Raw genomic sequence first — 10,503 nt, forward strand, 5'->3', positions numbered from 1 at the left:
ACAATTGAGAGCGTAAATACACTACGGCGAGGACTGTAAATTAGATAATAAAATTATAATATTAAGCGGGTTAGATCACTCTTTTACCTGCCTATAAATCAACGATCCTTCAATCGGCTGCGGATTCTTGATTAGATTAAGCACCGGACACCATTTTTCCACGGCGTGATGCAGCGCATCCACTTCTGCCTTGCTGGCGGTGCTGTCAATTTCTACGCTATAGCGGATATTAAAGGGATAGAAAGGCACGTTTTCATAGCCGTCAAATTTTCCACCGCGCGCATCAACGTCAGCTTTCACCTCAACTTCAAGGCGAGATAACGGCACTTGTAAATCCGCCGCGTGGATCAGAAAAATATGCGTCAGGCAGCTTGAAAGCGAACCTAAAAATATTTCTGGTGAAGCGGGCCCGAGATTATAACCGGCAAAGTCTGGCGGGCTGTCGCTGATAATATGGTGGTCTCGAATACGAATATGTCGTACGCCGCTGCGCCCTTCAGCATTGGCTCTGGCACTAATAGTTTGAACGGCAAGCTTTTCTGGGTCTCGGGCTTTTATCTTGAGTAAAGCCGCACGCTTTTCCGCCAGGTACTCGTTTAAATCACTCATGCTGGTATCCAAATTCTGAAGTGTAATGGCTGCCCTGTAAAACCAAAGAAAAAGGATTCAAAATAAAGACTCGGTTATCCTTAGTTTTGAACCCTCAATAATTGCATTCGCGTTATCTACATAAAATTTGAGGTCGGCAGTGAACAATTAACACTGCCTGAACTGAGTAAACCGCAGAATCCGCAACAGTAGAAACACTATTTAGAGCTTTAAATATTCAGTTTTACGATAAAGGCAGCGGCTTGAATATAAGTTAAGCACTTTATTTTCATGCTTAAGATCCCACCTGGAAAGCGTCCGTTGAATGGGTGCTAGTTACAACCTACTTCGGCGGTGCGCGTCACCACCATCAATGAAAACTGGCCTTAATCTTCATTATTTACACACTGAATTTTCGTAAGTCATTTCCCTTCATTATTATGCTATTAATGTGATTTTACATATCAGCAACCCCTCATGAATAATCGTTTCGCTACATTTAAGAAGGTGATAGAGATTTTTATTAACGCCTTCAATTGTTAATACCTCAATGGGAAAAATATGAAGAATTCAACCACTATTCACTCTTTGTCGGCACTGGCTTTATTAATTATTTCGGCCGCGCAGCCACTTTATGCCGCAGAACAGCCTCAACAGGGCGGAAACTTGACGTGGGGTGTTGAAACTGAGCCGAGCACGCTCAATCCACAGCTTAATGGTCAGGATAAAACCGAACTCTTGCTGCGTGCCGCCTACGAGTCACTGCAGGCACGTAAAGCGGACGGCAGTTATATTCCCTGGCTTGCCAAGGGAATTACCGTTTCTGAAGACGGAAAAACCTACACGATTAAACTGCGTGACGATGTTAAATTCTCCAATGGCGAAAAGTTTAACGCCAACGCCGTGGCTGAAAACTTCCGTCATTTGGGGGATCCGGCCTACAGCGCAGGCACCAGTATCGGCGTATTTGGTACCCGAATCGACAGTATTACAACCCCTGATGACGCTACGGTGGTCGTAACGTTGAAAGAGGTTTACAGCCCTTTCCTCTCCTTCGCCTCCAGTCTTAAACTTATTTCTCCCTCATCGTGGAAGTCGCCGCAGTTAAAATCAGGCGGTACTGAAATCATCGGTACCGGCCCTTTCATTTTAAAACGTTATGAGAAAGGGCAGCAGATCGAGTTTGTACGCAACCCTGACTATAACTGGGCCTCGGCCAATGCGGCGCATCAGGGACCGGCTTATCTGAACAGCGTCACCTATCGATTCTTGCCGGAATCATCGGTGCGTACCGGCGCCTTGCTTTCAGGTCAGGTGGACGTTATTGAGGGAATTTCTGGCAACGACGCCGGTGAGTTCAAATCTAATCCGGACTTTACCTATCAGCACGCGCTGAACACTGGCACGCCGTACTCGCTGTTTTTAAATGTTAAATACGGTCCAACGGAAGAGCTTAAGGTACGTCAGGCACTTTTACAGGGACTGGACGTGGGTCCTATCTTGCAATCCATTTATCGTGGCCAGCGCACGCGTGTTTGGGGAATTACCTCACCTATTGACCCCCTTTATGACAACGGCCTGGAAGGTAAATACGGCAATAATCCACAGCTGGCCAATAAACTGCTCGATGAAGCTGGTTGGACCACCAAGGGCGTGGACGGGATACGCACCAAGGACGGCAAGCCGCTGACCATTGAGATTATTCAGTCACAGGCCACGGTTCGCGACCAGCGTGACGTGCTGCTCCAGGCGCTCCAGGCGCAGGCGCGTCAAAAGCTCGGCGTCGATTTGAAAATTCGCTATGTCGACTCCGGCACTTACACTGAAGTGCGCAACAACGGCAAGTTTGGCTCAATTGCCAACTCCAACACCCCGACTGACGGCATTGATATTGAAAACCATTATCTGCCGATCAACGCCGGTGGTGCGATTAACTACAGCCGCACCGACGCACCGGAGATCATTCCTCTGCTGAAAGGGGCGTGGCAGACGCAGGACAATGCCAAGCGCAAGGATTTTTACGCCCAGCTGCAACATTTCGCCGTTTTACAACAGGCGCTGGCAATTCCTCTGTACGAGCCAGAAGACCAAATTGCCGCCGCGACCTACGTTCACGGCATTACTTTCCGTGCGTTTAAACAGATGCCGGAAAATACCTATGACGTGTGGCTGAGCAAGCATTAATCGGCAATCGATGCGTTACGAGGAATACGACTATGTCCGTTGACAGCACGTTTACGTCACAACAGCCGGAAAATCGCAAAATTTCGCGGCAGTCTTTTATTTTCGGCCGAATGGCCCGACGCGTGCTGAGCGGTGCGCTGGTGCTGTGGGCAGCGGTGACGCTGTCCTTCATTAGCGTGTATCTCGCACCCGGCGACATTGTTAGCTTGCTGATTGGCGAGCAGGTACGCACGCCGGCGATTGAAGCGGCGATCCGTGCAGAATGGGGCCTGGATCAGCCGCTTTATTTGCAATATCTCAGCTATTTGTGGCGCGTACTGCACGGCGATTTTGGTCGTTCTTACCTGCTTAATACCGACGTCAGTGCGCTGGTGCTTAATCAACTGTGGCCCACGCTAAAACTCACCGGCCTGGCACTGGTGGTGAGCATTGTGTTTGCCGTGCTGATGGCGGTGGCAACGGCGCATCGTCGCTGGGGTCGCCGCATTGCCGGCTCACTCGAGCTGCTGCTGGCCTCGACGCCGTCGTTTTGGTTGGGGATCGTGCTGCTGTTTGTCTTCAGCTTTACCCTGCGCTGGTTCCCGGTGGCCGGAGACCGGAGTTTCTCGTCACTGGTCCTGCCCGCGCTCTCTCTGGGTCTGGCACAGGGTGCGGTCGTCGCGCAGGTGCTTCGCCGTGGACTTGAGGATGCACTGGACGAGCCTTTTGCCTTGACGCTGCGCGCCTGGGGCATGGGTAATATTACTATTCGCCTGCGCCACGCGCTGCGTCATGCCGCCCTACCGGCGGTCACGCTGACCGGCTGGCTGATAGGCGGGCTGCTCAGCGGCGCAGTGATTACCGAACAGGTATTTGGTCGACCTGGGCTGGGCAAGATAACCGTGGATGCGGTGCTGGGTAAAGACCTGCCCGTGGTACTGGCGGTCGCTATCTTCTCGGCGTTTGTCTATGTGGTAATGAGTACGCTGGTCGATATTCTTTATTTACTGATTGATCCGCGTCTGCGCGATGCAGACGCATCGAAGGAGACGTCCCGATGAGTCAACTACTCGCGGCAGTCGGTGTAAAACGTCAATACTCCGTTGGCTATGGACTGGCACTCCTTTATCTGCTTCTGGTCGCGCTGGCGGTTATCTTGCCTGGGTATATCAGCCACTATGAGCCGCTCAATGCCGACCCGATTAATGCCATGCTGCCGCCTTCCTGGCAACACTGGCTCGGCACCGACCAACTGGGCCGCGACGTGTTGACCCGCGTTATTTACGGCAGTCGCTACTCACTGCTGATAAGCCTGGCATCGATGGCGCTGGCGGTGAGTGTCGGCAGCCTGCTTGGCCTGTTGGCGGGTCTGGCCAGAGGTCCGCTGGACGAGTTCATCAGCCGTGCGGTAGACGTCATTTCGGCTTTTCCCGACTTGCTGCTGGCACTGATGCTGATTGCTTTCACCGGACCCGGCACCACAAACCTTATCTTTGCATTGGGCGTAGCGTCCGTGCCGCGCTTTACCCGAGTCGTGAGGGCGCAAACCTTTTTAGTGATGTCTTCCGGATATGTTGAACAGGCCAGAACCTTTGGCCTCAAACGACACGTGTTGGTGTGGCGACACGTGTTGCCGCACGCTATTGCTCACGTACCAGCACTGGCGACGCTAGGTCTGGGTACGGCCATTATCGGCACCGCCGGTTTAAGTTTTTTAGGCATGGGGCCTCAGCCGCCTACTGCCGAATGGGGACTGATGCTGGCCGAGGGAAGAAATTATCTGCGCAATGCCTGGTGGATAGCGGCGTGGCCCGGCGTAGCCATTACATTGACGGTTTTCTCCGTCAACACCCTTGGGCGCTATTGGCAGGCCGCATTTGAAGGAAAACAGTCATGAGTCAGCCTCTGTTTATCGATATCCAGAATCTCAACATCAGTTTCGGCGGTAAGACGGTGGTTAGCCAGTTGAATTTGCAACTGAAACACGGTGAATCCATCGCCTTTGTCGGTGAGTCCGGCTCGGGTAAAACGGTTACGGCGCGCAGTTTACTGGGGCTGCAAGATGCTAAAGCCCAGGTCACCGCCGAGCGCTTTTTGATCAATGGTGAAGACATGCGCAACGCCAGCCAGCGGCGTTGGCGTAAAATTCGCGGCACTCAGATAGGCTACGTATTGCAAGATGCGCTGGTGTCGCTAGACCCTCTGCGGCAGGTCGGGCAACAGCTGCGAGATGCTCTGCAAGCCAGCCAAAGCATCGAGCGCGGCGCCCTGCGCGCGCAGTCAATCGCATTGTTACAGTCGGTCGGAATTCCCGACGCCGAGGCTAGGCTTGCGGCTTATCCTCATCAGCTTTCAGGGGGGTTAAGGCAAAGGGCATTAATCGCCACCGCGCTGGCAGGTAAGCCCAACTTGCTGATTGCCGATGAACCGACCACCGCGTTAGATATGACAGTTCAAAAACAGATCCTTGAGCTGCTGCAACAACGCCGCGACGAGGGGCAAAGCCTACTGTTAATCAGTCATGACCTTTCCGTGGTCGGTCAGTTAGCGGACCGCGTGCTGGTCATGAAAAACGGCGTGGTGGTTGAAGAAGGTAGCAGTAACCGGCTGCTGCTTTCTCCTCAACATGCTTATACCCAGCAGTTGCTGGCGGCGGTGCCAAGCCCCGAGACACGAGGATTTAAACTTGCCGGGACACCCGGCGAACGACTGCCGGCTAAAAATATTTCCGGCGGAGACCCTGTGCTGATCGCCAGCGGACTGTATAAACAATACGCCGATAAAACCGTGGTTAATCACGTCAGCTTCTCACTGGCGGCCGGTGAAACGTTAGGTATCGTCGGTGAGTCGGGTTCAGGGAAAACCACAGTGGCCAAAATGGTGATGGGATTAACCGAACCTAGCGGTGGCACCATAACTATAAAGGGCCACCGCTGGAGCCAAATCCCCGAGTCTGTGCGACGTTTGCGCCGTCGAGGAATTCAGCTTATCGCACAAGATCCACTCAGCTCATTTGACCCGCGCTACAGCGTCGAGAAAATCATAGGTGAGAGCCTAGACAGCGTGGAGATTTACGGTGACGAGCGGAAAAAACGTATTCTTCAACTGCTCGATGAAGTTCAACTGGGCGCCAGCTTTCTCAGCCGCTATCCGCGCGACCTTTCCGGCGGTCAGCGGCAGCGAATTGCCATCGCCAGAGCTTTTGCTCCTAATCCGGCCCTGCTGGTTGCCGACGAACCGGTAAGTGCGCTGGACGTATCGGTACAGGCTCAGGTGCTGGACCTGCTGGCAGAGATGCAAGCAGAACACCGCACGGCGCTGCTGTTTATTTCCCACGATCTTGGTGTTGTACATCATCTGGCGGATCGAGTGGCGGTAATGAAAGACGGTGTAGTGGTCGAACATGGCGAAGTCGATAACATATTTAACCGCCCTGCGCATCCCTGGACGCGTCAACTGATCAACGCACTACCCTCTTAGGAAATATATATCGCCACATTGCTATACGTTTGGCTGAGTTAATTTTATCGCTTTTTTATGCTCTGCCCAGCATTCATTAGCCAGCCAAATTACTTATGCATTTCCAAAAGAGATCTAACATATTCATCCTGCAAATAGAATAATTGACAATGATTGAACAAAGCAATTACAACTCACCTTCATGTTGAGACGTTTTTAGCGGATCGTCTTTAGTAAAGTCAGGCTGAGGATTATCTTTAATTCGTTTAAAGTCCTCATGGTTTTTGTCTAAGTCACTTTTCTTACACATAATACTTCCTTGCTATTACGAGGGTAAGCTTATTGGCCTTTAGCCCACGGAATTAACCGTGGGCCAGGGAGCGCAACCTGTCATGCACTTTTCCAAGAATCTGGATCAGTGACCGCCATGGCTATTTTTGCCGCCCTTTTTACCCGCTTCGCTTGCGCGCTCGCGGTCGTTAGCGAAGTTACCTTCACCCTGTTTGCCGCCCTTTTTACCAGTTTCTGATGCTTTGTCATGATCGTCCACAGAATTTTTTGATCCACCACGATGTTCGGCCATAAATCCTCCTATCGGATTTGTTCCATCAATTTAACAGGGCCTTCCATTTCAACGATTACATCCTGTATTAAGCCCCATTCAAGAGCACAATGCTCGAAATTAATAATAGTGTGGTTAATTTTTATGTCAAAAATTGCAGGTGACTATTTTATAAAATAGCTGTAACGCTTTAATTTTTTAAATAAAAAATATGGCCTTTTAATCCACTGTTATTTATTCGTATAAAATTAGAATATAAGTAAATACGCGCGAGCTTATCTTTTTTATAAGACATTTTGATGCCAAATATGACTTTTTATGGTTTGTAAAAATAATAAATTATTGATTGTGCCTATCGTGAGTCCTTTATTTTTAAATGACTTAGCATAGCTTCACCGATAATTTCATTACCGGCGTTGATCACGTTTTCCCCTGCGCTGCGCAAATCGTCTGCATTTTTATTTTGTCCCAGCTTCATGGCACCGGTTATCTGCAGAATTTTTATTTCAACTCCGACGATGGCTTTCAGCATGGCACTGATATAGTCCGCTGGCGCATCCTCCATGCTCCAGGGTATCGGCTGGGTTGACTCATGCGTCTTGGTTAATTTGGCCACTACGTCACGTAAAAATGACTCATCCTGGCGAAACGTGATTTGTCCGCGCACGTGAACGGCACGGTAATTCCAGGTGGGAACCTGTCTGTGTGTCTGCTGCTTGGAGGGATACCAGTTAGGCGAAATATAAGCATCGCCGCCGCGAAACACCACCAGCACCTCGTCACCGTTGGCAACGCTTCTCCACACGGGATTAGCCCGCGCCACGTGGCCAATTAAACAGCCGATTTCTCCTTCTTCTCTGTTGATTTCAAAGGGTATATGAATAGCATCAAGTGTCCCTTCGCTGTGGGTTATCAAAGTGCCAAGCGGGCAGTGTTCGATCATCTGAAACAAAGTATCAGGGTCTTGCTCTTTAAACTGCGCGGGAATATACATCGTGACCTCCGGGCCATCGTGGCAAAGGGTGCAGTGCGCCACCAACAGGAGGATAAATTATCGTGAAAGTGGTTTACGATTAAGTACCACTTTAGGTAAATTTGACTAAGCCACAATCCGCTATCAGAGAAGCACTGACATTACCTATGCCTAGAAAAGCTAAAATTGTTGATATTCCCGCCATTGGTGAACTCGACAGGCAGCGTGGTCAGCTTAGCCTTCAGCTGGCAAACGCGCTTAAAAAAGCCCTACAACGCGGTGAGTTGAAGCCTGGTGACCCGCTGCCGTCAACGCGAACATTGGCGCTGTCGCTCAATTTAGCTCGAGGCACGGTCATTGAAGCTTTCGAACAACTGATCGCCGAGGGATTCTTTGAAGCCCTACGTGGTTCAGGCACCCGCATCGCCTGCGATCTGGCTGAGGTTAGTCGCCCGGTCGTGCTTAACAACGAACCGGGGCACGAGCCTCCCATGATCTCGGCACAGGCGGCGCGATATGCCGAAGCAGGAGCAAAAATAAGCGTGTTGCCACCGGTACCGTTTGCGGTGTCCATCCCCGCGGGTAGCACCCTGCCGGATGACATCTGGCGGCGAATAGGTAATCGCGTTAGAGCAAAAGGCCCAGGTGCACCTTCGGGCTATGGTTCGCCGGCAGGTGCACTGGCGCTGCGTGAGCAAATAGCTGAATACGTCAGAAAATCACGGTCGGTACACTGCTCCCCTGAGCAAGTAATAATCACTGCCGGAACTCAGCAGGGATTATTTCTTTCAACCCAGGTTCTGCTAGACGGTGCGGATAAGGTCTGGGTTGAAGACCCTGCCTATCCTGGTATTACTTCCATTTTTGAAACCACGGGGCGGCAGGCCCAAATGATTCGGGTTCCGCTCGATGAAGAAGGTATAGACGTGGCACAAGGCATTGCCGTGGGGGCCGATGCAAGAGCAGCATTTGTTACGCCTTCGCACCAGTATCCGGTTGGCATGCCACTGAGCATGGCGCGAAGAATGGCCTTAATTGACTGGGCGAAAACACACCGCTCATGGATTGTAGAAGACGATTACGACAGTGAATTACGCTATGCCGGTCACCCTTTTCCCTCGTTACAGGGGTTAGCGCCCGAACGGGTGGTCTATTTGGGCACCTTTAGCAAAATCCTGTTTCCCTCATTGAGGCTCGGCTACGCCGTGGTGCCCGATATCTTGGTTGACGCCTACTGCGGTGCCAGAATGCTGATTGACCGGCATCCGCCCAGCGCAGATCAGCACGTTTTAGCCAGCTTTATGGCCGAGGGGCACCTTGATCGCCATATTCGCCGCATGCGCAGTGTGTATGCCGAGAAACGAACGGTGTTGATTGAAGCAGTCGTTAAGTACATTCCCCCCGAGCTTGCCAAACTTCAGCCTGGCGACCAGGGAATGCACATGGTGCTGTGGCTGAGAGAGGATTTGCAAGACGGCACAGTGGTTAAACGCGCCGTTGCTTCAGGCGTCTCTGTGCGCGCCGTGTCACCGATGTATTCGATGGGCAATGCGAAAACGGGATTAATTCTCGGCTTGGGTGGGTTCAGTGATGAGGCCATTGTGACCGCGGTTAGAAAACTCGCCGCCGTTATTCAAGCCGTTGCGCGCTCAACGTGAGAATCTTTTAGCGCCAAATACGCACACTAGCACGCCCATCATCACGACAACCATTGAAAGCTCGATGGTTTCATGAAGCGCCCAGCCCGCCAGTGCGAGGCCGAAAAAGGGCTGGAGAAGCTGGAGCTGCCCGACAGAGGCAATCCCGCCCTGAGCCAGCCCGCGATACCAGAAGATAAAACCAATCCACATACTGAACAGTGATACATACCCTAACGATGCCCACGCGGCGGTGGATACTCCGGGCCAAATATGTGGCGCGGTAAAGAGCATCATGACTGCCGTCAGTGGCAAAGAAATAACCAGAGCCCAGGAAATAACCTGCCAACCGCCAATCTTACGCGACAAGATACCGCCTTCCGCATAGCCCAGACCACAGAGCAAGATGGCAGCAATCATCAATAAATCACCGGTTATCGAACCAGCCGAACCGTGGCTTAGCGCGTAGCCAGCGACCAGCAGGCTGCCGAAAATCGAAAATAGCCAGAACGCCAGACGCGGCCGTTCTTTGCCTCTCAGCACGCCAAAACAGGCGGTTGATAAAGGAAGTAAACCAATATAAACCAGTGAGTGTGCAGAAGTGGTATGCTGAAGCGCCAGTGCAGTAAGCAGGGGGAAGCCAAGCACTACGCCCAACGAAACATAAATTAACGCCCAGACCTCTTCTCTCCGAGGTTTGGCCTGTCGCGTTATAACCAATACACTCAGTGCCAGCAGCCCAGCAATTACGGCTCTTATTGCCGTAAGAAAAAGTGGGTCGAACTCAAGCACGGCAACGCGCGTAGCAGGCAGAGAGCCGCTAAAAATGAGCATACCAATAAATCCGTTAGTCCACCCAGCACTCGATTTTGACTGCACACGCTGTGGCATAGCCTGTATTTTATTTTCCATCATTGACTCGGTCCATCATGTTGAAAGCCAGACTTTGGGTTAAAAACAGGAAAAGAGTAAGGGCCACTTTCGGACAAAATGAACGAGCCAGAATACTGCCTCCCCCAGAAGCCAAGGGTTTAGCTGCTATAATTTGATCATCCGGCTATTTCTTTATTAGCTGCTCTTGAAGATTTCAGACGATCTCTTCATTCACCCTTGTGTGCGTA

At 51.4% G+C, this 10,503-nt stretch carries 9 protein-coding genes; 5 read left to right on the forward strand and 4 right to left on the reverse strand.

Annotated features, from left to right (window positions below):
- Positions 1-75: 75 nt before the first annotated feature.
- Positions 76-609, reverse strand: a complete 534-nt coding sequence (locus BS639_RS20770) for an OsmC family protein (RefSeq protein ID WP_084984203.1) — start codon at positions 607-609, stop codon at positions 76-78.
- Between the two features lie 540 nt (positions 610-1,149).
- Between BS639_RS20770 and BS639_RS20775 the strand changes: the two genes are divergently transcribed.
- From BS639_RS20775 to BS639_RS20790, 4 genes are read left to right on the forward strand one after another with little or no spacing between them, the layout of a single operon-like run.
- The gene (locus BS639_RS20775; RefSeq protein ID WP_084984204.1) at positions 1,150-2,772 is read left to right on the forward strand and encodes an ABC transporter substrate-binding protein; all 1,623 of its coding nucleotides are present in this window, start codon (positions 1,150-1,152) and stop codon (positions 2,770-2,772) included.
- 32 nt (positions 2,773-2,804) lie between these two features.
- A complete protein-coding gene (locus BS639_RS20780) occupies positions 2,805-3,812 on the forward strand; it encodes an ABC transporter permease (RefSeq protein ID WP_084984205.1) in 1,008 nt (335 codons plus the stop codon).
- On the forward strand, positions 3,809-4,648 hold the full coding sequence (locus BS639_RS20785; protein WP_084984206.1) for an ABC transporter permease: 840 nt from the start codon (positions 3,809-3,811) through the stop codon (positions 4,646-4,648). The genes BS639_RS20780 and BS639_RS20785 overlap by 4 nt, the downstream gene beginning before the upstream one ends.
- Positions 4,645-6,231 (forward strand): dipeptide ABC transporter ATP-binding protein, encoded by a 1,587-nt coding sequence (locus tag BS639_RS20790; protein ID WP_084984207.1) that lies wholly within the window; start codon positions 4,645-4,647, stop codon positions 6,229-6,231. The genes BS639_RS20785 and BS639_RS20790 overlap by 4 nt, the downstream gene beginning before the upstream one ends.
- A gap of 394 nt (positions 6,232-6,625) precedes the next feature.
- On the opposite strand, the gene BS639_RS20795 is transcribed toward BS639_RS20790, so the two are convergent.
- Both BS639_RS20795 and BS639_RS20800 read right to left on the reverse strand, forming a co-directional pair.
- Positions 6,626-6,793, reverse strand: coding sequence for a con-10 family general stress protein (locus tag BS639_RS20795; RefSeq protein ID WP_072156385.1), 168 nt, complete (start codon positions 6,791-6,793; stop codon positions 6,626-6,628).
- A 331-nt stretch (positions 6,794-7,124) separates the two neighbouring features.
- Positions 7,125-7,766: an FMN-binding negative transcriptional regulator gene (locus BS639_RS20800; protein ID WP_084984208.1), complete on the reverse strand. Its 642-nt coding sequence runs from the start codon at positions 7,764-7,766 to the stop codon at positions 7,125-7,127.
- A 146-nt stretch (positions 7,767-7,912) separates the two neighbouring features.
- Here BS639_RS20800 and pdxR point away from each other — a divergent pair, with 146 nt between their 5' ends.
- Positions 7,913-9,403, forward strand: a complete 1,491-nt coding sequence (gene pdxR, locus BS639_RS20805; RefSeq protein WP_084984209.1) for a MocR-like pyridoxine biosynthesis transcription factor PdxR — start codon at positions 7,913-7,915, stop codon at positions 9,401-9,403.
- Here the strand turns inward: pdxR and BS639_RS20810 are convergent.
- Complete coding sequence (locus BS639_RS20810) at positions 9,395-10,294, reverse strand: DMT family transporter (protein ID WP_084984214.1); 900 nt, start codon at positions 10,292-10,294, stop codon at positions 9,395-9,397. The genes pdxR and BS639_RS20810 overlap by 9 nt on opposite strands.
- Between the last annotated feature and the right edge of the window lie 209 nt (positions 10,295-10,503).

Origin of the sequence: Rouxiella silvae, assembly GCF_002093625.1 — a bacterium.
Classification (GTDB): Bacteria; Pseudomonadota; Gammaproteobacteria; order Enterobacterales; family Enterobacteriaceae; genus Rouxiella; species Rouxiella silvae.

What these genes read in the sequence shown, in the direction of transcription:
- BS639_RS20770 (WP_084984203.1), bottom strand. Translation starts at nt 609, where the DNA reads ATGAGTGATTTAAACGAGTACCTGGCGGAAAAGCGTGCGGCTTTACTC.
- BS639_RS20775 (WP_084984204.1), top strand. Translation starts at nt 1,150, where the DNA reads ATGAAGAATTCAACCACTATTCACTCTTTGTCGGCACTGGCTTTATTA.
- BS639_RS20780 (WP_084984205.1), top strand. Translation starts at nt 2,805, where the DNA reads ATGTCCGTTGACAGCACGTTTACGTCACAACAGCCGGAAAATCGCAAA.
- BS639_RS20785 (WP_084984206.1), top strand. Translation starts at nt 3,809, where the DNA reads ATGAGTCAACTACTCGCGGCAGTCGGTGTAAAACGTCAATACTCCGTT.
- BS639_RS20790 (WP_084984207.1), top strand. Translation starts at nt 4,645, where the DNA reads ATGAGTCAGCCTCTGTTTATCGATATCCAGAATCTCAACATCAGTTTC.
- BS639_RS20795 (WP_072156385.1), bottom strand. Translation starts at nt 6,793, where the DNA reads ATGGCCGAACATCGTGGTGGATCAAAAAATTCTGTGGACGATCATGAC.
- BS639_RS20800 (WP_084984208.1), bottom strand. Translation starts at nt 7,766, where the DNA reads ATGTATATTCCCGCGCAGTTTAAAGAGCAAGACCCTGATACTTTGTTT.
- pdxR (WP_084984209.1), top strand. Translation starts at nt 7,913, where the DNA reads ATGCCTAGAAAAGCTAAAATTGTTGATATTCCCGCCATTGGTGAACTC.
- BS639_RS20810 (WP_084984214.1), bottom strand. Translation starts at nt 10,294, where the DNA reads ATGGAAAATAAAATACAGGCTATGCCACAGCGTGTGCAGTCAAAATCG.